Here is a 19,946-nt window from a genome sequence, read left to right on the forward strand (position 1 = left end):
ACATGAGGATTCCATATGAAAGCATCTTCTTTCATATGGATTAAAAGTTTGCCTTATGAGAGCAAAAACATGTCCAATATATTGACAGAACGTCAATAATTGCCGGACGAAGTGGGGTTAATGTCGGACAAGGGGTCATAATTGCCGGACGGAACGGAATTAATGTCGGACACCCAACCCCATTTTATGCTAATATATGAACTACATCGTTAAAAAGGAGTATATACATGAATAATTTCCATATTATTTTTGAGGATAATCATTTATTAGTCATTGAGAAGCCGGTCAATATGCCGGTGCAGGAGGATGAGTCGAGGGATCTCGATTTGCTGACGGCTTTGAAAGATTATATTAAGGAACGTGATGAAAAGCCGGGGAATGTCTACCTTGCGCTTGTACATCGGCTAGATCGCCCAGTTGGTGGTGTGATGGTGTATGCGAAAACGTCGAAGGCTGCATCTAGATTGTCGGATCAAGTTCGTCGGCATGCGATGACTAAGGAGTATCTTGCGGTGGTTCGAGGCTTCCCAGAAAAGCAACAGGCCCGCCTAGAAGACTATCTTTATAAAGATAAACGCAAAAATCAAGTTTATGTTACATCAAAAGATCACAACGAGGCGAGGAAAGCCACTTTAGAATACACAGTGCTCGGTCATGAAAAAGGATTATCGCTCGTTAAAGTGAATCTTCATACAGGCCGTCCGCATCAAATTCGCGTGCAGTTTGCTAATATCGGTTGTCCGCTTTATGGTGATCAAAAGTACGGGGCAAAAGTGAACAAGCCAGGACAACAGATTGCGCTATGGTCGCACCAACTTGGTTTAGCACACCCTACTTTAAAAGATGAAAAATTGTTCACGTCTACTCCACCGAATGATAGGCCGTGGCAACTTTTCAATGACCATATTTAGTATTCCTTCCATATATTAATTCAAAAAAAGTTCATTTTTAAAATGTGGGTGAAATTCAAAGCAATTTTAAGCATTTTAAAGTATGTTTCTAATGTACACGCTTACATGCCGTTATGAGTTCCTCTTCCGCTGTGTTATGATGTTGAAGGTTTTGTGCGAAAAAATGCGTCATTAACGCTAGCTACAAAACATCCGAGATTTACAGATGGAGAGGAAGTAAAAATTGTTAGCAAAAATAAAACAAGAATGGTTTGGTAATGTTAGAGGAGATGTACTTGCTGGAATTGTTGTAGCTTTGGCGTTAATTCCTGAGGCGATTGCCTTTTCAATTATCGCTGGTGTTGACCCGATGGTTGGTCTATATGCGTCATTCTGTATTGCAGTTGTGATTGCGATTCTAGGTGGTCGACCAGGTATGATATCTGGAGCGACTGGTGCGATGGCACTCTTAATGGTGACATTAGTAGCCGATCACGGTTTGCAGTATTTACTCGCTGCGACGATTTTGACAGGTATTTTACAAATATTATTCGGAGTATTTAAATTAGCAGCTGTTATGAAATTCGTACCACGTTCAGTGTTGGTCGGATTCGTAAACGCACTTGCAATTTTAATTTTTATGTCGCAGATCGAGCACTTCCATGGTGAAAATTGGATTATGTATGCCATGGTTGGTTTAACATTAGCTATTATATATATATTACCGCGTTTCGTTAAGTCTGTACCAGCTCCACTTGTGGCACTTGTCGTCGTAACAGGTGCTGTTATTTACATGGGCTTTGACATGCGTACAGTTGGTGATTTAGGAAACTTAACACAACAATTACCAGTGTTCTTAATTCCTGAAATTCCGTTAAACTTTGAAACACTACAAATTATCTTCCCATATGCGTTAGCGTTAGCGATGGTTGGTATTTTAGAGTCATTACTAACAGCGAATATTGTGGATGATATGACAGATACAGAAAGTGATAAAAACAAAGAATCACGTGGACAAGGTTATGCGAACGTAACAACTGGTTTTTTCGGTGGTATGGCAGGTTGTGCGATGATTGGGCAATCGGTTATTAACGTTAAGTCTGGTGGTACAGGACGGCTATCGTCACTCGTTGCCGGTGTTTTCTTAATGTTCCTGATCATTGCGTTAGGTAACGTCGTCGTTCAAATTCCAATGGCAGCTTTAGTCGGTGTTATGATAATGGTTTCAATCGGTACGTTTGATTGGTCATCTGCGCTTAACATACACAAAGTGCCTAAAACAGATGCCGCAGTTATGTTGACGACCGTTGTAACAGTTGTTGTTACACACGACTTATCAAAAGGCGTATTCGCTGGTGTGTTATTAAGCGCGATCTTCTTTGCGGCTAAAATTTCTAAAGTCAAAGTAACTGAGCAACTTGAACAAAATGGTGCTAAGAGAAATTATTACGTCGAAGGACAAATTTTCTTCGCGTCTGTTACTGACTTTGTAAATAAAATCGATTATACTGAAAATACACTAGACGTAGTGGAAATTGATCTAACTCGCGCTCACCTCTGGGATGATTCAGCAATTGGTGCGTTAGATAAAATTGAAGGTAAGTTTGAAAATCACGGTACAACTGTTGTTTACACAGGGTTGAACAGTGAAAGCCAAGAGCTAAAAGAACGCATTGGTGGTCTATCGAAAGCTTCAGGTCACTAATGTCAAAATGGGGTGAACGTTATGTATAAACGTATTTTACTAGCGACAGATGGTTCAGATCACTCGCTGCGCTCAACTGAACATGCAATCCATCTTGCGAAATGTTCAGAAGGTACAATCGATGTCGTTTTTGTTATTGATGGTGATACATCGAAAAAAGACGTGCTTCGACACGCGAATAAGATCGAAATTGAGAAACGTCGCCGTGAAAAAATCCAACCGGTAGAAGAACGTTTAGAACAATCAGATGTTCCACATGAAGTACACATGCTTCATGGTGAACCAGGACCAAGCATTGTTAAATTTGCCAATGAAGGCGAGTATGACTGTACGATTATCGGAAGTCGTGGCTTGAATCAACTACAAACACTCGTGTTAGGTAGTGTCAGCCACAAAGTTGCTAAACGTGTTGAAAGTCCAGTCATGATTGTAAAATAAAAGCAGGCGAACGCTAAATATAAGCGTTCGCCATTTTTTTATTCTGTACGCGGTGCAGTTGGATCACAATCGGGTCCTGTCGTATTAGATGATTCAGCTAGTTTCATTAAGTAATAACATTCCTCTCGATACATATGATCAGCCATCAACTCAGAGAAAGTACTTAATACTGTATTCGACAATTCCATCTCCTCAATTTCACTTAAAAACGTTCTAAATAAATTAAGCTCCACTTCAACATCACTATTAAAACGATCTAAAGCAGGAAAACTATCAACATTCGCACGTAAATAGCCGGTTAATTCAACTGCCTTTATGTAAAATTGGTCGAAGTGCTCGCGGAATTCATCACTTTTCTCCTTAAGCCTCTTTTCAACAGCATCTAAATCCTCATTAATCGCACCAGCATGACCTGAAGCATCCAATAACCAAACTAAATGATGATGCAATTCGTGAAACACAGGTGGTGCTTGCCCTTCGCTTAAATACTTCATCACATGTTGATACTCTTGCAGTTCGTTGACCATATGATTAATAAAAGTAGGGGACAAATGAATACCGATATCACCAACTAAATGACGCGAAATAATCGATAGTTTAAAATTACGCATTTGTTCCGTCGCTCGAGCAGTTTCATGTGTGAATGGAATGGCTTCATTTTCGCTCAACTGACGTGCTCTTTCTAATAATCGGTCAAACTCATTAATAAAATACTCAGCAATTTCAATATCATTTTCTTCGGTAGGGTAAAGAGAATCTCGAATAAACCGAGCGTGGTCACCTAAAACTTGTAACCAAAATTCATGTTCAAACTTCGCACTTTCCAAAAAATTGCTCTTCATAAAAGTCACTCCTTGTTAGTGTTCTGTAAAATATATTCAAAACTGAACATGCCTACCACTAAATTTATATACTGAATATTATGAATATTTGAAAGTTATGTAAGCGATTACCTACAAGCCACGCATGAGCTATACTGACTCGCTTTAAAGTCATAACTTTTTAAACTGCTGAAATAATCAGAAAAAAGCTATAGACAACCTTGTTGGCCGGTGTTATAGTCATCTTTAAAACTAATTGGAGGGGTAAACATTGGGCCAACTCATCAATGAACCATTAATCGCAACAACCTTAATTTTTGCACTTATTGCTTTCGGTGAATGGTTATCGATTAAAACACGAGCAAGAGTGCCTATGCTACTAACCGCTATGGTCGGTTATTTAATTTTAGTGTGGACAGGGATCTTTCCTGATGATCTATTAGAGCGATCACAATTCGCTGCGTTAGGTGGAATTCTAGTTGCAGTCGCGATTGTCCATATGGGAACGTTAATTCCAATGGCGATCTTAAAAGTACAATATAAAGCTGTCATAATCGGCTTAGCTGGCGTTCTCGTATCAGGTATTATCGTCATTTCAACAGTGACATTCTTCTTTGATTACGAAACAGCAATCGCCGGTGTTGGTCCATTAAGCGGTGGTGTCGTCGCATTAATTATTACTTCAGAAAAACTAGCTGAAATTGGACTAACAGCACTCGTTGTCATTCCAGCTTTAGTCGTCGCATTCCAAGGAATACTTGGTATGCCGCTAGCACTTAATTTTATGAGACGCTATGCGAAAGTTATTCAACAACAAATTGACGAAGGGACTTTCGTTCCAGTTAAAAAAGATGAAGACTTAAAAGAAGTGACAAGTAAAGATCCTGTTAAAAATAGCTTAACGATTCGTTTGTTTACCGTATTTGTCGGTGGTGCGATTGCTGTAGCTCTCGATCAGTTTACTGGCATTCACTATAGTTTATGGGCGTTAGCAATCGGTATTATCGGATTAAAAATCGGCTTTTACAAAAATGAATCATTACGTCACGCCAACTCGTTTACAATGACGATGATTGCGATCATTTTCGTTGTAATCGGTACGATGGCTGATGTAACGCCTGGACAAGTACTCGATAACTTACCTGCAATTTTAACTATTTTATTAATCGGTACGTTTGGTATTGCACTTGGTGGTTATGTCGCATCGAAGTTAGTAAAATGGCACCCATACAAAGGTATGCCAGTTGCATTAACGGCACTATTTGGTTTCCCAGGAGATTATATCGTTTGTGAAGAAGTAAGTCGTAGTGCAGCTCGTAACGAAGAAGAAGAGAAGCTGATCTTCGATGAGTTACTATCCCCGATGTTAATCGGTGGTTTTACAACAGTAACAGTCGCTTCAGTTGTTATTGCCGGAATTTTAATTCAAACACTTTAAGGAGGATGTTTTATGACGAAAACGTTAATTCAAAATGCATTAGTAATTGATGGAACAGGTGCGGCACCGAAAGAAGGACAAGTCGTTGTCGTTGAAAATAACAAAATAGCTTATGTAGGGCCAAGTGAGAATTATGAAAAACAAGGTGATGAACAAGTCATTGATGCCAAAGGGGGTGCCGTCCTACCAGGGTTGATCGATACTCACGTTCATATGATGATGGAGTACTCACCGCTTTCGCAACGTTTAACAACACCATTTTCATACATGTACTACCAAGCTCAAGAGTATTTAAACGATACTGTTCAAGCTGGAGTAACGACTGTTCGTGATGCGCTAGGAACAGACTTAGGTGTAAAACAAGCAGTTGACAATGGATTAATTACAGGTCCTCGTCTCCAAATAAGCGTCAATGCTTTAACGATTACAGGTGGTCATGGCGATGGTACTCAATTAAATGGTGATGTGATTGACATTTTGCCATCCGGTCACCGTGGTATGCCAGATGGACGTTGTGACGGTGTAGCTGAAGTTCGTAAAAAGACACGTGAAATGCTTCGAGCTGGTGCAGATGTTATTAAAGTACACGCAACAGGTGGTGTGTTAAGCCCAACAGACCATCCAGAATTCACGCAGTTTTCTTTAGAAGAATTAGAAGCAATCGTTGAAGAAGCTAATTTCCGTAAAGGTGTTAAAGTGATGGCGCATGCGCAAGGTTCTGAAGGGATTAAAAATGCTGTTAAAGCAGGTATCCATTCAATTGAGCATGGTATTTTCATTGACGATGAAGCGGCGGATTTAATGGTCGAAAATGGAACATACCTCGTGCCAACATTACTCGCACCAGTATCTGTTCTAGAAACAGCTGATGAAAAAGGAATGCCACAATCAGCAGTCGATAAAACAGAAGAAGTGATTGAACAACATAAGATCAGTTTCAAACTCGCTTACGACAAAGGGGTTAAAATCGCTATGGGAACTGATGCTGGTGTTATGAAGCATGGAACGAATTTACGTGAGTTAGCGTTAATGCGTGATGCAGGAATGGCCCCAATGGACACAATTGTTGCAACGACAAAAACAGCAGCTGAATGTTTAGGTTGGGATGAACAACTCGGTACGTTAGAAGAAGGGAAGTTAGCCGATTTAGTTATTACAAATGTTAATCCAGTTGAAGATTTAGACGCACTCGCAAATAACGATCACGTTCAATACGTTATGAAAGATGGTAAAGTCGAAAAGAATCAACTGTAAAGTAAAAACCACCTCTTGTAGGTGGTTTTTTGCTTACTCAGATTGCTCATTGTTTGTTTCAACTTCAGATGGTTGTTCTGTTTCCATTTGTGATTCTTCTGGTTCTGGTGGAGCTGCTGTATAATCATAAGCACCTGCATCAGCACGGTTTTCACTCGTATTAGACCCTACAGGGAATAATACAGGGCATTGCTCAGGACGAACAGGTGTAGGGCATGGCCCAACAGCTAAAGGCTCACGCGGTAGACAATAGTCAGCTTCAATTTCTAACGTTACTGGATAAACAGCCTGAATGCTCTGACACAATCGAACTGAGACTAGCGCATCAAACGTATCATCCTCATCTGTATCACCTAATTCACAGTCGAATGAAACGATGAAACAATCTAATTCAGTATACGTAACATCAATTTCAGTTCCTTCTGGTGCACAAAGTACGACCTGTTCACTTCTTGAAAATTCAATCTCTAACTCAACATCACCATTTCCATTATCCGTTGGGAAATTAAGAATGACGACGAAGTTTTTTCTAATCGTAACAATTTGTAGTTCAATTTCTGTGCCATCAATTACAAACTGTCGGTCTTGAACATTGATCACTTCGATGGGGTCTATTTCTGCTGGGATAACAGTACATGTCACATCTTCACTATCGAAATCATCACATGTAATGCCATTAGGTAAATCTTCATCCGTTATATTTAAATCGAAATTGGCTTCGTTGACGATCCAATCATATACTTTTTCTGTATTAATACATAGGACATCCTGGACTAGTTGTGTGGGACAATTTTTACGATAACTCATCTTTACACCTCCATAGTCACTTTATTCAATATACTTTACCTTATGTGAAACCCCTCAAGAGGGTATAGTCTATTACCATCATTTCTAATGTTTGAAGTAGATTCATATAAACGTCTATAAATTAAAGCTCCTCACAAAAAAACTAACGAGGAGCTTCACATCATCCACTACTTTCCGCTACATCCACAGCCACCGCGACGACGACGGCTACTTTTTACACCTCTGTGTGTCTTACTAGAATTGTCAGTAGCACGTAATTGTTTTAAATGACTTGTTGAACTTTTTGCACGCATAAAATCACTCCTTTAACTTTATACATTATCATAGTCGCACTTCATCTTTTCAGATAGGGCGGTTATTGAGAGTTCATAACAATTGGGTAAGGGACATAAGAGTGAACATCTTCAATAAAATACCCCTTTAACTCTGGTGGGTTGACCTTTAATGAAAGGATTAGCATTAAAATCGCCTGATCTGGATGGTTGAGCCGATCAGTATAAGACGGAGTAGCTCTCGTTTTCGGGTGAGAGTGGAACGTTGCGATCAGTTGTTCATTTTTTCTACTAATCTCATATTTCACATTTTGATATTCACCAGGACTTACTCTGTAGTAAAGAGGTGATTGAGCTTCATTTTTTAACGGCCAAAACGTTGTCACTTGTAAATTACTCCCTGATAAAACGCCACAACATTCATTTGGTAGTTCAGTTTTGGCTAGTTTAACCATTTCCCCAACAATACGTTGTGGTAACACAAGCTTAGACTTTGCCATGTTACTTATTTTTGAAAAACTGAGAGGGGAGAATTTTCTCTAGCACTGATTCTTGCGTATTAGGTTGTTGTTTTTCAGTAGGCTGTTTTGGCTGTAAAGATTGTGTGTTTGATTGTTGTGATAGTTGGTTGTTATTGTGTTGTGCTTGATTTGCATTAGTGGGTTGAGATTCTCGTTTTTGTTCTGATTGTTCATGGCGTTTTAGATCTGTTTGGACAGTTGGTTTAGGTTGATCAGTTGCACTCTGTTTCGGTTTAGAACGTTTCCTCTTTCGTCTTTTTGTACGCGGCTGAATTTGGTCATACTTACTTGGATAGTTACGTGGTCTAAAAGTGTGAGAAAAATTGCCTGAAGATGTTGTTGTACGACCTGAGCTAACACGCGTTTTAAACCTTGGTGATGCGACAGATTGAGTGTTTTGACTAGTTTGATCAGGTTGGACATAACTCGTCGCATTAGATCGGATTAAATGTTGTAGTTGACGAAACTCAGGTGTTCTTTGTCTTCTTGGTTGTGTTGACCTTTTCGGTTGAGCAGTTTCGTTATTCGTTTTTTTAACTTGGGTTTGCTTTGCGTTTTGTAAGAAGCGTGAAGTTTGACTGTTAACTTGATTTGACGGTATTTGTACATGTTCTTCAGGTGAACTGTCTTCTATTTGTTCTACGTTCTCTGCCTGTTCCTCTTCAGTAGGCTGTTCAGTTGCTGAGTCATGCTCACCTTTTATTGAGGCCAGTTCAGTTTTAACTTCTTGAAGCAATTGTATAATCGCTTTTAACTCTTCAGATTGACCAGATCGTTGGGCTTTTAATTTCTGGTCTTGTTCTTGTTGATGTTCATTCACCACTTTCAAAACCCCTTCTATTTTTACGATTTGCTTTTTTAAAGCGTGAACTTCATTTTTCATGAGTAAGTAGTCTTCGAATGCCTCGCTTTCATAAAAATCTTGAAACATATTCTCATAAAGCTTCAGTCGTTCTTGTAACTCTTCAACTTCTTTCATATTAAATAGTCGGTATTGCACAAAAGACCACCTCTCATGTCCATATGAGTATTTTATTAAACTATTAACTTCATCGTGTAGGTTAATATTGGTAGATGACGAATTTCATGACAGTCATAATTGCCCGTTTTTGTCATAAATTTTATAAGTGGAGCCCTTATGGAGTTCATCAAGATGTAATCATTATATGAAAGGGTGAAGAACCATATGAAAGTGTCTACCGTTAAGAGCATTGACGAGTGGCGCCAACAGCGAAGCGAATATTTTAAGCAAATTAAACAAAAAATTGAGCAATCAACCAAGAAGGACTATGACGTTTTAAGCTACTTCACATTTTCACTTAATATGGACGAAGAAGGTGGTGAGCATTTAGCGCTCGGAAATTATGTAATTGAGAACATTGGTTCGCAACCAATTACAGGACCTTATATTTGTTTTAAATTCTCTGATGAGCATCCCTTTGAGTTTTTCGGAAAATATACTAGTTCTAATTCCAATGGTAATGAACAAAGTCGTAGGCAAGCGCAAGCCGAGTGGGAGCGAATCCATCATTCAGAGCAGAAAAATGAAATTTGGCTTAAACCATCACAAGAAATGACGATCAATCCTGGTGAACAGCTATCGTTTCCAAACTTCCAACTAAAGTGGCGAGGAGATATGCCATACAAAGCTACCATGTTAGGGTTTACGTATTCAGACCAAAAGCCAAGCGGTACGCCTGCGATTAATCAGTTTAATATTACTGGTGGAAAGGCGAAAAAGGAGGAACAACATGACTAATCCAGAATCGGCTTTGTTGAAGCGGATTGCTGAACGGCAGTTGGAAGGGGACGAAAAGCGGGAAGTAGCACTCGATGCACTATTGTTATATATGTTAAAGCTTGAGGGGCAACCAGTTGAAAGTGGAGATGACTCACAATTAGCTTCAGTCGTTGATGAACTAATTAAAGAAGAACGAGACCAATTAGAAGGAATTTTAAGTATACTAAAAGGTGAGAGGTAGAACTTGCCAAAAACTAGTATGTTATAATAGAAGAAAATTTTTAAAAGTTGGAGAAAAATGAAGAGAATATATGTGTATTGGATTAGCGCTCTAGTCATTTCAGGGATTGGCTTTTACTTCGTCAATATAATGACCGTTTCACCAGACGTTATATCAGGTAATGGAAACCTTGGTTTATTAGTGGGGATTTTGTTTTTGCCTGTTTGGGTGATGGGATTGTATTGGAGTTATCAAGTGGCGATAAACTTAAGTCAGAACCAACACAAGGTTTATTTATTCGTTTTGATTGTTGTGTTGCTTATTAGTGGTAGTTTGTTAGTTATTCCACTTATAAATAATGCTAATGAATTGATCGATCGTTTAGGTGGCCCTCCTAGTGAACCTGGATCTGTCATTTATCGATTTGGATGGTTAAATCAATATACGAATAGTATGTTTTTTAATTTATACACGTTTCTCATCATACACATTTTAACTGTAGTCATTGGGGTCATTGCAGCAATTTTCATAAGTAACAGAGACTTGGAAAACTTCTAAGTCTCTGTTTTTTGTTTATAGTAATCTAACAATCTACCAAAAATCTTACAATTTTCTCCTTAAAATGTCGACTTTTTCCGATTATTTTAATATAATTAAATTGAAATAATTGGTATAAAGGGTGCGGTAGAAATGAAGCAAACATGGATCATTGTCGTTCTAGTTATCGTTTTAGTCGGATGTCAGCAAAGTGAGATGAAAAGCGCTACAGAGCACCTTAACTTACAAGGAGAACAAGGTCACAAAGGGTATATCAGTTTTCATGAAGACCATCATGAAACCGTCGTTTCTGATTCTATTGAAGAGGAAGAAAGCATTGAAATTGACTTACCAAATGATCATAATGCTGAGCTAACAGTTGATGAAGCTGATCAAATTGCAAAACAAGTGCTTAAAGACAATATTGAAACAATGGAAGAAATACAAGAAGACTATTATACGGAATGGTTTCAGTTAGAAGAAGGAACTGAGCAATATGAGCAAGCTGTAGCCATCGTACAAGAAGCACTTGAGTCAACTGTCTCACAATCTGCTTTAAATAAATGGGCTGAGCTATATTTTAAAGAATTTTTCATATATCAATATACGTTAGCGGTATTGCAACCAGCCGATTTAAACATTTTATTAAGTGTGGAACATGAAGGTGACGTATTCACACTACAATTCATTCAATTAGGTGATGTTGCCTATAGAGAGACGACGGAGTATGAAATGTCGTTTGTAAAAGAAGGTCGTTGGAAATTTAACGGTTATGAAATGGAACGTCTTGATGAATCGCTGAATTTAACATTTGATGATTTGAAATATGCGTACGTTAATGTTGAAACGTTAGAACGTTATGAAGGTACGTTAGTAGATGAATTTGAGCATGAAGGTGATCCATATTTAGTCATTAACTTCGGCCCGCACGACCGAGCAATTAATTTACGTACAGGTGTCGACCGACCTGATGTATTGAATCAAATGTAAAAAGCGCTAGGAGTCCTAGCGCTTATTTTTTGATTTTATATAAATCCTTTACCATCGGAATTAAATGATAGAGGAGGACAATAGATAAGACAGCTGCCATCGCCCATGCACTATATTCAATTTCAGGTAAGTCAGGGCGGTTAATCGCAATACCTACAAGTGCCCAAATAAAGACCATCGGATAAATCAAATCAGTGTTTTGATACATAAACCAAATAGCCCAAACAGTCGACAACCAAATAAATAACACAGTCCAAGCTTCAGGTGTGAACAAAAGGTGAAGGTGGTGTGAGTTAAAGACAACAGCAATATTAATAACCGTCGCCACTGAGATCCAAGCTAAATAAATCGAAAATGGGACGCGCCACAATAACCAGAATGAATCTGATCTTAGTCGGCGGTAAATAATGAGAAGGCTGTAAAATAACATTAACATGACGATCAGTGCTAAGAAGAAGTATTCATAATGGAAGAAAAACAACCAACTTACATTTAAAATACAGCTAATAATAAACCAAAGTCCAATTTCGTTTGTCACTTTCGGGCCTTGAGGGCTTAAAAATAACATAACGACCCAAATAATTAATAACAAATAAATAAATCCCCAAATCGAAAAGGCATAATCTGCGGGTGTAAATAAAATATTAAGCCTGTCCGAAATTTCCCCAGTTGTTTGATTATTTAACGGTAACGCATTGGCTAAGTAATTCATAAAAATCGTCAAACCGAGCACAACAGCATTGGCAATAGCTAACCATGTTGTTTGTTTCATCCCCGTCAACTCCTTAAAACCATAGTGGTAAACTATATGCAACAGTGGACGAGGTTATGTTTTTTTAATCAGGATGATGACTAGTCACAAACGTACCAGCAATGATGTCGTGGATTGAACGGTGATCATTACGATTATTATTTATCAGCAGTGCAAGGAATTTCTCAATAAATAAGGTGAATAGTCTCCAGCTATTCACCCATTACGTCTAACCATATTACGCTCATATAAAGAATCTTTTGTTGCTCGACAAGCTGCTTTATTTAGCTCTGATTTTGGACAATTATTACAAAAGTTATGACCAACATTTACTTCATAATAAAAACAGCATGTCCGTCTAATTCGAATAGGATCATCATCAAGAGACACTAGTCGTTTGATCCCGTGGAAACGTTTTAGAGGCTGGAATGATTCTTGAAACTGTTTTGCTTCTAATTCATAAATTAATAAGCGGAAATCATGATGGACACGTGCCATGATATCCTCATCTATTTCTTCGCTTAATTTTACTTCATATAGCCAATAAATATAGACTGCAATGTTTTCCCATAATATCGGCTTTGGTACACGTGATATAGATGAAACGTTTTCGATTAAGGTAGATATGTCAGTAAATAATTGTTCTAGATACTGTTTTAATAGCTTTTTACGTGAAGTTTCATCAATCGGTGTTACCGTATGATGATCTAAATAAAGGTTTGGAATCCACTGGTTATTATGAACACGAGGGATAATATATTGATTAGTCCAGCTAGCTGATAACCATTGATTATATTTCGTTAAATTGTACAGAGTTGGGGCGACAATTAAAAAGCCAATTCGTTTGATAAATTGCGAAGCTGCGATAAATAAATTATTTGTGTCAAAATCTACTTTGGCTTCTTCCAACACTTCACACAAAAACTGCTCATCACGAAGCTTTGATAGAGCAAACATATTTGGATCCTTATCAGATTCTATACGAAAGTTTTCACTTAAGTCGTTAAATTGGCTGTTTGTTAACTGTTGGCTCATCTTTATTAACACCTTTCATATGACGACCTTTACTGTATGGAATGCATAGAGGTGAACCGCAAATAGGGTCACACGTCACTTGACACTGTAGTCCGAACACAGATTGAATAAGCTGTGGTGTAATAATCGTATCTGGATCGCCTTGTTGAAAGACTTTCTTGTCATGAATGGCTACGATGTGATCAGCGTAACGGCACGCTAAGTTTAAATCGTGTAGAACCATGATAATGGTACGATTCTCTTGTTCGTTTAAATCGTGTAATAAATCTAATATTTCAATTTGGTGTGTCATATCTAAATAAGTTGTCGGTTCATCTAATAGAATCGTATCTGTATCTTGTGCTAATGTCATGGCAATCCATGCACGTTGACGTTGACCACCAGATAATGAATCAACTTTACGATCAATTAAATCTTCTGTGCCGGTCACTCTAATGGCATAATTGACGGCCTCTTCATCTTCTTCTGTCCATTGTTTAAACCAATTTTGATAAGGATAACGCCCTTGTTTTACAAGTTGTAAAACAGTTAACCCGTCAGGTGCAACGGGTGATTGTGGTAATATCGCTAAGTCTTTTGCAACTTTTTTCGTCGATGTATGGGCGATGTCCTGACCGTTTAAAACAATCGATCCTTCTTTCGGTTTTAATAGTCGTGCAAGTGATTTTAATAATGTTGATTTACCACAGCCATTACTACCAATGAAAACGGTTATTTCACCTTTAGGTATGTGTAAATCCAATTCTTTTATAATATCTTCCTCACCATATCCTAGTGTTAAAGTGTTAGTTGTAATTGCGTCCATAAAAATTGTCCTCCTTTACCAAAAGGGCAGTCAGTTATTGATTACGACTGCGATAAAGCAAATAAATGAAATAAGGTGCACCAATCGCTGAAGTGAAAACACCAGCAGGCACCTCAAGCGGCATAAAAGCTGTTCGTGCGATTAAATCCGCAATTAAGACGATAATGCCACCGATTAAAGCTGATGCAGGAAGTAAGGAACCGAAAGCTGACCCGACAAGTCTTCTAGCAATGTGTGGGGCCATAAGTCCAACAAACCCGATCCCTCCAGCAAATGCAACCGCACCACCAGCTAAAGCAGAGCTTAATAAGAGTAACATGAAGCGATCTTTTTGAACGAAACCACCAGCATTAACCGATAAGTCTTGACCAAGTTCTTGTATATTTAATCGTCTCGCATATATAAATAGGATGAATACCATTCCTACAATCCATGGCGTAATTGAGATTATTTCATTCCAGTTCGTTCCATTCAAGCTACCTGTAAGCCAAATATTAGCTCGTGAAGCTGTGTAAATAGGACCTAATATCATAATCATCGTCGTAACCGCTTGGACTGCCATCGCGATACCTACACCAATTAAAACGAGTCTAATTGGTGTGATCCCACCATTTTTCCAAGCGAGAAAATAAACAATAAACCCTAAAGCAATTGCGCCGATAAAAGATGCAAGTGGTAGCCAGTGGATGCTTAAGGTTAAAGAATTACTTCGATCACTAAATACCGCTAAAAAGATGACAGTTGTTAAAGCGGCACCACCAGTTATACCAATGATATCGGGAGATGCAAGCGGATTTCGAATAATACCTTGTAAAATTGCGCCAGATAACGCTAACGCTGCTCCGGCTAGCACCGCGAGTAAAATGCGTGGCATTCGAAAAGATTGGACGACGAGATTTTCCATATCACCACTTGAGTTAAATAAAGCTTTTACAACTTCTATTGGTGAAATTTGCATTTGTCCGATGCCAAGACTAATAATCATTAACACGATTGATATAAGCGTTAAGCTTGTAATCGTAATGAGCGATTTTTGATCAATTAGAAATGATATTTTATAAAAACGAAAAGGTTTATACTTATTCATTTATGCCCCTCCTTGCAATATAGATGAAGAAGGGAACACCGATTAAGGCCGTTAAGACTCCAACAGGTGCTTCTTGTGGGGCTATGACATAACGAGCTCCAATGTCTGCCGTAAGTAAAAGCATCGCCCCGAGTAAGCCACTATATGGAATAACCCAACGATAATCGATTCCGACAAACCACCTTGCGACATGCGGAATGACGATGCCAATAAACCCAATTGGACCAGCAATTGCAACTGTACCACCAGCTAGTAATACGACGATTAAGGCACCAAATAACTTAATCATTAATGTGCGTTGACCAAGTCCTTTTGCAACGTCTTCACCCATCGCTAATATGTTCATGTGTTTGCCGATTATGAGTGACAATAGCCAACCAACAAGAAGGTATGGAAGTAATCCAATTAGTAAATCAAGATCACGTCCTTGAATAGACCCAGCAAGCCAAAACAACACTTGGTCTAAGGAGCGTTCATTTAAAGTTAGCATTCCTTGTGTTAAAGATGAGAATAAAGCTGCCATTGCAGCTCCAGCTAAAGTGATTTTAATCGGTGTTAAGCCATCACGTCCCATAGAACCAAGTACGTAAACGATGATCGCGGCAATAGCAGCACCTGTAAAGGCCAACCATGTAAAACCTTCAAGTGAAGTGACGCCAAAAAAGCTTACCCCTAGCACGACGAAAAAACTTGCCCCGGCATTGATCCCGAAGATACTTGGAGAGGCTAGTGGGTTATGGGTTAATCCTTGCATAACTGCACCCGCAATAGCTAAGCTTGCACCAGCAGATGCAGCAATTAGAGCTCTTGGAATTCTTGTATCTTGAATAATAATATGTTGATTTGATCCATCAAAATTAAGAAAAGAATCAATGACGTCTTGTGTTGAAATTTTCGTTAAACCTAAAATAACACTTGACCACATAAGTAAGACGACAATTAAGATTCCTAAAAAAATCCCACTTATTTTGAATGTATGATGTTTTAACATAAAAGAATGACCTTTCAACGTTGCAACTTATTTATTCCCTATATTAATGATAAGGTGGTTGAGAATGATTGTCAATTAAACTTTGATAATCATTCTCATTTATTTTGTGAGATAGTATTGACTTTTAAATTGAATGGTCGTATTATAAGTTTTGTAAATGATAATCATTTTCAATTAAACTGACTAGGAGGATACATAATGTTTAAAAGGACGTTATTATTTTTAAGCATTTTAGGGCTTGTCTTATTTTTAGCAGCCTGTGGTTCAGAAAACAGTGAACCAGAAGAAGAAAACGGCGATACAAATGAAGGTACAGAGGAAACAACAGATACAGAAGAAAGCGCTGAAATTTACGAAGTGGAACACGCTATGGGTACAACAGAGATTGAAGGGACACCAGAAAATATAGTTGTGTTAACAAACCACGGAACAGAAGCGTTATTATCATTAGGAATTACACCAACTGGTGCTGTCCAATCTTGGGTAGGTGACCCTTGGTATGATCATATTGCAGATGATCTGGAAGAAGTGAATGTTGTTGGCTTAGAAAACGATATTTCATTAGAAAGTATTGCTGAACTTGAACCAGATTTAATTTTAGGTAATAAAATGCGTCAAGAAGAGCATTACGAAGCACTATCAGCGATTGCACCGACAGTATTTGAAGAAACGTTACGTGGCGACTGGAAAATTAACTTTGAGTTAATCGCAGAAGCAGTGAATAAGGAAGAAAAAGGTCAAGAGGTATTAGACAATTATCAAGAGCGTATAGATCGTTTGAGTGAATCGTTAGATGATCGTTTAGATACTGAAGTTTCCTTGGTTCGTTTTATGTCTGGTGACGTTCGTATTTATTATAAAGATTCATTCCCAGGCATTATTTTAGATGAAATTGGATTGGCGCGCCCAGAAGCACAAGACGTTGATGATTTTGCGGCGACAGGTGTGACGAAAGAACGTATTGATGAAATGGAAGGTGACGTCATTTTCTACTTCACCTATGAAACGGGTGATGGAGAAGGTTCAGGAGTTGAAGGTGAATGGACTGAAGACGCATTGTGGAACAATTTAGAAGCTGTGCAGGAAGGTAATGCTTATAAAGTGAACGACACGATTTGGAATACAGCAGGTGGTGTCAAGGCTGCGAACTTAATGTTAGATGATTTAGAAGATAAACTGTTAAGTGAATAATTGACTATTTGCTTTACCCCCCTTAAGTAAATAGATAGAAAACGCTGGTCGAGTGGTAGGCCAGCGTTTTTTCGTGTATAAAAATGTATGCATGTTACAAGCATTTTTTTAATAAATTTGGTATAATTACTTTGAATTCAAGATATTTTGCAGACGGAGGTTTTCAAATGGAAGGTTTAAGAGGATTGCATCATATTACAGCCATTACGAGCAGTGCTGAGAAGAATTATGAATTTTTCACGTATGTGTTAGGCATGCGTTTAGTGAAGAAAACGGTTAACCAAGATGACATTCAGACGTATCATTTATTTTTCGCTGATGATAAAGGCAGTGCAGGAACAGATATGACGTTTTTTGATTTTCCTGGCATTCCTAAAGGTAGTCATGGAACGGATGAAATTTATCGAACTGGATTTCGCGTACCGAGCGATGCAGCACTTGACTATTGGGTGAAGCGATTCGATCGCTTAGATGTGAAACATGAAGGTATTCAAGACTTATTCGGTAAAAAAGTATTGCCGTTTGTAGATTTTGATGACCAACAATACCAACTCGTTTCTGATGAGCAAGATCAAGGCGTCGCATCCGGAGTCCCTTGGCAAGATGGTCCGATTCCATTAGAGTATGCGATTACTGGATTAGGTCCGTTACACATTCGCGTTTCTGAATTTGATCGAATGAAAATGATTTTAGAACGTGTTTACGTATTTAATGAAGTTGATCAAAACGATTCAATTTATCTATTTGAAGTCGGTGAAGGTGGAAATGGTGCACAAGTCATTATTGAACATAACACTTCTTTACCACAAGCGCGTCAAGGGTTTGGAACGGTTCACCACGCAGCGTTCCGTGTTGATGATGAAGCTGAGTTGAAGAATTGGGAAGACTGGTATTCGAATATCAAGTTGCCGAATTCAGGGGTCGTCGATCGATTCTACTTCCAGTCACTTTACGCACGCGTTGCTCCACAAATTTTATTCGAGCTAGCTACTGATGGACCAGGGTTTATGGGTGATGAACCATATGAAACACTCGGCGAAAAGCTCGCCTTACCGCCATTTTTAGAAAACCAACGCGAACAAATTGAACAAAAAGTACGCCACATCGATACCGTTCGAAGCACAAAAACATTTGAAAAAGAATACGAATAACTTTTAAAGACCAATTCACTTAGAGTTGGTCTTTTTTCTTTGAAAGTTGGCAACAATGATAGTGTAATGGACGTCATAAAAGGGGAAATGTTTATGGATATGATTTTATTTTTCTTAATCATGATTTTTCATATATGTTTGTTCATTGTTGCGATTGGTTTGGCATATCGTAACGGTTGGTTTGTTGTGTCTAATGTGATCATTTTAGTTCTTTTAGCACTTATTTATGACAACGGTATGCTAGCGTTTGGGAAATTTTTTGGAGAGGGTGCACGGTTAGAATTTTATAATGAAATTCGCTTTTGGTTACACGCATTTATTACACCACTTTTATTACTTTACGCGTGGGATACGATGAAGCGTGCTGGTGTGAAGTGGGTAAAGTGGCGGTCAGTCACATGGTTTGTGTTAGGGCTGACGTTATTTTTAATTATTTATGAAATGGTTAGTGAAGTATGGGGGCTGGAGTTAGAGCCTTACGTGCATAACGGCGTGTTAGCATACACTAAAGTCGGTAGTGAGTCAGGTATACCGATTATGATTGTGGTCGTAACGATCGCTTTACTCATCGCTTCTATTTACGTTGGCCGCATACAAAACTGGTTCTGGTATTTCACAGGTGTCTTTTTCATGACAACAGGGATGGCTGCACCGCCACCAGTAGAGACAGGAGTTTACGATAACTTTTTAGAGCTTGTTTTAATGTTTTCATTAACGACGACTAAAGCGTTTCAGGATCAGTATGATAGGAGGAAGTGATGGTGGTTGGAGGAAGTGGAGCCACTGCCGCCATTACACCTACAAATCTTAGAATAACTTTTAATACATACTCCTCACCATTAAGGGAAAATTAAAGGTGCGAGGAGATGATGGAATGAACCAGTCATTAATTAAACTCATTTTAATCATGGCAGGGGTTTGGCTTGTTGTATCGTTGATCGGTAGGAGTCGTTTTCGGAGAATGGTGCCAACTTCGATGCTCGTTCCAGTTCTGTTTCGAGTGTTCGCTTACATAGGCGAAAGATCCAGTTCTTTTAATGTAAGTGAATGGGCTTCGAGAACGTGGCCGAGGATGCAAGTGAAAGTGGAGCCACTCGCAACAGGACTTTTACTCGGTGGCAAAAGGTTGTACGGACAAGCGATTAAATATTTCCCTCTTCATGCGCTCATTGAATTAACGCACCCAATTGCAAGAGAGTGGGAGAAAGCGAAAGTACGCATGCGCTAAAACAACGGCCGAAATGGTCGTTGTTTTTTTGCGCTTCAAAATTTGACGAGCATAATTTTCCACCGTTCTAATA

23 protein-coding genes are annotated in these 19,946 nt (G+C 38.6%); 13 read left to right on the forward strand and 10 right to left on the reverse strand.

Annotated elements, in window-relative coordinates; translation table 11 throughout:
* Positions 1-227 precede the first annotated feature (227 nt).
* The 3 genes from J2R98_RS00005 (at position 228) to J2R98_RS00015 (ending at position 3,033) form a co-directional block, all read left to right on the forward strand.
* A complete protein-coding gene (locus J2R98_RS00005; protein WP_307064850.1) occupies positions 228-911 on the forward strand; it encodes an RluA family pseudouridine synthase in 684 nt (227 codons plus the stop codon).
* A gap of 223 nt (positions 912-1,134) precedes the next feature.
* Complete coding sequence (locus J2R98_RS00010) at positions 1,135-2,595, forward strand: SulP family inorganic anion transporter (protein WP_307064852.1); 1,461 nt, start codon at positions 1,135-1,137, stop codon at positions 2,593-2,595.
* 21 nt (positions 2,596-2,616) lie between these two features.
* Positions 2,617-3,033 (forward strand): universal stress protein, encoded by a 417-nt coding sequence (locus J2R98_RS00015; RefSeq protein WP_307064854.1) that lies wholly within the window; start codon positions 2,617-2,619, stop codon positions 3,031-3,033.
* Positions 3,034-3,071: 38 nt separating this feature from the next.
* On the opposite strand, the gene J2R98_RS00020 is transcribed toward J2R98_RS00015, so the two are convergent.
* Entirely contained in the window at positions 3,072-3,875 is an 804-nt protein-coding gene (locus J2R98_RS00020) for a DUF2935 domain-containing protein (RefSeq protein ID WP_307064856.1), read from the reverse strand.
* Positions 3,876-4,125: 250 nt separating this feature from the next.
* On the opposite strand from J2R98_RS00020, the gene J2R98_RS00025 reads away from it, so the two are divergent.
* Positions 4,126-5,292 carry a hypothetical protein gene (locus J2R98_RS00025; RefSeq protein ID WP_307064858.1) on the forward strand — a complete coding sequence of 389 codons (1,167 nt, stop codon included), beginning with the start codon at positions 4,126-4,128 and terminating at the stop codon, positions 5,290-5,292.
* 12 nt (positions 5,293-5,304) lie between these two features.
* A complete protein-coding gene (locus J2R98_RS00030; RefSeq protein ID WP_307064860.1) occupies positions 5,305-6,546 on the forward strand; it encodes a metal-dependent hydrolase family protein in 1,242 nt (413 codons plus the stop codon).
* A gap of 33 nt (positions 6,547-6,579) precedes the next feature.
* Here J2R98_RS00030 and J2R98_RS00035 read toward each other — a convergent pair whose 3' ends face one another.
* From J2R98_RS00035 to J2R98_RS00050, 4 genes are all read right to left on the reverse strand, one after another.
* Complete coding sequence (locus J2R98_RS00035) at positions 6,580-7,353, reverse strand: BMQ_0737 family morphogenetic spore coat protein (protein ID WP_307064862.1); 774 nt, start codon at positions 7,351-7,353, stop codon at positions 6,580-6,582.
* 167 nt (positions 7,354-7,520) lie between these two features.
* A complete protein-coding gene (locus tag J2R98_RS00040; protein ID WP_281284093.1) occupies positions 7,521-7,646 on the reverse strand; it encodes a hypothetical protein in 126 nt (41 codons plus the stop codon).
* A 62-nt stretch (positions 7,647-7,708) separates the two neighbouring features.
* Positions 7,709-8,125, reverse strand: a complete 417-nt coding sequence (locus J2R98_RS00045; protein WP_307064868.1) for a M67 family metallopeptidase — start codon at positions 8,123-8,125, stop codon at positions 7,709-7,711.
* 1 nt (position 8,126) lies between these two features.
* The gene (locus J2R98_RS00050; RefSeq protein WP_307064870.1) at positions 8,127-9,146 is read right to left on the reverse strand and encodes a hypothetical protein; all 1,020 of its coding nucleotides are present in this window, start codon (positions 9,144-9,146) and stop codon (positions 8,127-8,129) included.
* 186 nt (positions 9,147-9,332) lie between these two features.
* Here J2R98_RS00050 and J2R98_RS00055 point away from each other — a divergent pair, with 186 nt between their 5' ends.
* From J2R98_RS00055 to J2R98_RS00070, 4 genes are all read left to right on the forward strand, one after another.
* Entirely contained in the window at positions 9,333-9,905 is a 573-nt protein-coding gene (locus J2R98_RS00055; protein ID WP_307064872.1) for a hypothetical protein, read from the forward strand.
* Entirely contained in the window at positions 9,898-10,128 is a 231-nt protein-coding gene (locus J2R98_RS00060) for a hypothetical protein (RefSeq protein WP_307064874.1), read from the forward strand. Before J2R98_RS00055 ends, J2R98_RS00060 begins: the two co-directional genes overlap by 8 nt.
* 57 nt (positions 10,129-10,185) lie before the next feature.
* Positions 10,186-10,665: a hypothetical protein gene (locus J2R98_RS00065; RefSeq protein ID WP_307064876.1), complete on the forward strand. Its 480-nt coding sequence runs from the start codon at positions 10,186-10,188 to the stop codon at positions 10,663-10,665.
* Positions 10,666-10,797: 132 nt separating this feature from the next.
* Positions 10,798-11,634, forward strand: a complete 837-nt coding sequence (locus tag J2R98_RS00070; RefSeq protein ID WP_307064878.1) for a hypothetical protein — start codon at positions 10,798-10,800, stop codon at positions 11,632-11,634.
* Positions 11,635-11,656: 22 nt separating this feature from the next.
* Here J2R98_RS00070 and J2R98_RS00075 read toward each other — a convergent pair whose 3' ends face one another.
* From J2R98_RS00075 to J2R98_RS00095, 5 genes are all read right to left on the reverse strand, one after another.
* Positions 11,657-12,406, reverse strand: a complete 750-nt coding sequence (locus J2R98_RS00075) for a TspO-related membrane protein (RefSeq protein WP_307064880.1) — start codon at positions 12,404-12,406, stop codon at positions 11,657-11,659.
* Between the two features lie 195 nt (positions 12,407-12,601).
* Positions 12,602-13,420 (reverse strand): (2Fe-2S)-binding protein, encoded by an 819-nt coding sequence (locus J2R98_RS00080; RefSeq protein ID WP_307064882.1) that lies wholly within the window; start codon positions 13,418-13,420, stop codon positions 12,602-12,604.
* A complete protein-coding gene (locus tag J2R98_RS00085; protein WP_307064884.1) occupies positions 13,389-14,225 on the reverse strand; it encodes an ABC transporter ATP-binding protein in 837 nt (278 codons plus the stop codon). Before J2R98_RS00085 ends, J2R98_RS00080 begins: the two co-directional genes overlap by 32 nt.
* 34 nt (positions 14,226-14,259) lie before the next feature.
* Positions 14,260-15,312: a FecCD family ABC transporter permease gene (locus J2R98_RS00090; protein WP_307064886.1), complete on the reverse strand. Its 1,053-nt coding sequence runs from the start codon at positions 15,310-15,312 to the stop codon at positions 14,260-14,262.
* Positions 15,305-16,303 carry a FecCD family ABC transporter permease gene (locus J2R98_RS00095; protein ID WP_307064888.1) on the reverse strand — a complete coding sequence of 333 codons (999 nt, stop codon included), beginning with the start codon at positions 16,301-16,303 and terminating at the stop codon, positions 15,305-15,307. The genes J2R98_RS00090 and J2R98_RS00095 overlap by 8 nt, the downstream gene beginning before the upstream one ends.
* Positions 16,304-16,501: 198 nt before the next feature.
* Between J2R98_RS00095 and J2R98_RS00100 the strand changes: the two genes are divergently transcribed.
* The 4 genes from J2R98_RS00100 to J2R98_RS00115 all read left to right on the forward strand — a co-directional run bounded on the left by J2R98_RS00100 (position 16,502) and on the right by J2R98_RS00115 (position 19,873).
* Positions 16,502-17,494: an ABC transporter substrate-binding protein gene (locus J2R98_RS00100; protein ID WP_307064891.1), complete on the forward strand. Its 993-nt coding sequence runs from the start codon at positions 16,502-16,504 to the stop codon at positions 17,492-17,494.
* A gap of 167 nt (positions 17,495-17,661) precedes the next feature.
* Positions 17,662-18,645, forward strand: coding sequence for a ring-cleaving dioxygenase (locus J2R98_RS00105; RefSeq protein WP_307064893.1), 984 nt, complete (start codon positions 17,662-17,664; stop codon positions 18,643-18,645).
* 93 nt (positions 18,646-18,738) lie between these two features.
* Entirely contained in the window at positions 18,739-19,404 is a 666-nt protein-coding gene (locus J2R98_RS00110; protein ID WP_307064895.1) for a hypothetical protein, read from the forward strand.
* Positions 19,405-19,519: 115 nt separating this feature from the next.
* Positions 19,520-19,873: a hypothetical protein gene (locus J2R98_RS00115; protein WP_307064897.1), complete on the forward strand. Its 354-nt coding sequence runs from the start codon at positions 19,520-19,522 to the stop codon at positions 19,871-19,873.
* The last annotated feature ends 73 nt before the right edge of the window (positions 19,874-19,946 follow it).

It is taken from the genome of Alkalibacillus filiformis (assembly GCF_030814115.1).
GTDB lineage: Bacteria > Bacillota > Bacilli > Bacillales > Alkalibacillaceae > Alkalibacillus > Alkalibacillus filiformis.

Coding starts and splice junctions, on each gene's coding strand:
- J2R98_RS00005 (WP_307064850.1), top strand. CDS start 228: ATGAATAATTTCCATATTATTTTTGAGGATAATCATTTATTAGTCATT.
- J2R98_RS00015 (WP_307064854.1), top strand. CDS start 2,617: ATGTATAAACGTATTTTACTAGCGACAGATGGTTCAGATCACTCGCTG.
- J2R98_RS00020 (WP_307064856.1), bottom strand. CDS start 3,875: ATGAAGAGCAATTTTTTGGAAAGTGCGAAGTTTGAACATGAATTTTGG.
- J2R98_RS00030 (WP_307064860.1), top strand. CDS start 5,305: ATGACGAAAACGTTAATTCAAAATGCATTAGTAATTGATGGAACAGGT.
- J2R98_RS00035 (WP_307064862.1), bottom strand. CDS start 7,353: ATGAGTTATCGTAAAAATTGTCCCACACAACTAGTCCAGGATGTCCTA.
- J2R98_RS00040 (WP_281284093.1), bottom strand. CDS start 7,646: ATGCGTGCAAAAAGTTCAACAAGTCATTTAAAACAATTACGTGCTACT.
- J2R98_RS00045 (WP_307064868.1), bottom strand. CDS start 8,125: ATGGCAAAGTCTAAGCTTGTGTTACCACAACGTATTGTTGGGGAAATG.
- J2R98_RS00055 (WP_307064872.1), top strand. CDS start 9,333: ATGAAAGTGTCTACCGTTAAGAGCATTGACGAGTGGCGCCAACAGCGA.
- J2R98_RS00060 (WP_307064874.1), top strand. CDS start 9,898: ATGACTAATCCAGAATCGGCTTTGTTGAAGCGGATTGCTGAACGGCAG.
- J2R98_RS00065 (WP_307064876.1), top strand. CDS start 10,186: ATGAAGAGAATATATGTGTATTGGATTAGCGCTCTAGTCATTTCAGGG.
- J2R98_RS00070 (WP_307064878.1), top strand. CDS start 10,798: ATGAAGCAAACATGGATCATTGTCGTTCTAGTTATCGTTTTAGTCGGA.
- J2R98_RS00075 (WP_307064880.1), bottom strand. CDS start 12,406: ATGAAACAAACAACATGGTTAGCTATTGCCAATGCTGTTGTGCTCGGT.
- J2R98_RS00080 (WP_307064882.1), bottom strand. CDS start 13,420: ATGAGCCAACAGTTAACAAACAGCCAATTTAACGACTTAAGTGAAAAC.
- J2R98_RS00085 (WP_307064884.1), bottom strand. CDS start 14,225: ATGGACGCAATTACAACTAACACTTTAACACTAGGATATGGTGAGGAA.
- J2R98_RS00090 (WP_307064886.1), bottom strand. CDS start 15,312: ATGAATAAGTATAAACCTTTTCGTTTTTATAAAATATCATTTCTAATT.
- J2R98_RS00095 (WP_307064888.1), bottom strand. CDS start 16,303: ATGTTAAAACATCATACATTCAAAATAAGTGGGATTTTTTTAGGAATC.
- J2R98_RS00100 (WP_307064891.1), top strand. CDS start 16,502: ATGTTTAAAAGGACGTTATTATTTTTAAGCATTTTAGGGCTTGTCTTA.
- J2R98_RS00105 (WP_307064893.1), top strand. CDS start 17,662: ATGGAAGGTTTAAGAGGATTGCATCATATTACAGCCATTACGAGCAGT.
- J2R98_RS00110 (WP_307064895.1), top strand. CDS start 18,739: ATGGATATGATTTTATTTTTCTTAATCATGATTTTTCATATATGTTTG.
- J2R98_RS00115 (WP_307064897.1), top strand. CDS start 19,520: ATGAACCAGTCATTAATTAAACTCATTTTAATCATGGCAGGGGTTTGG.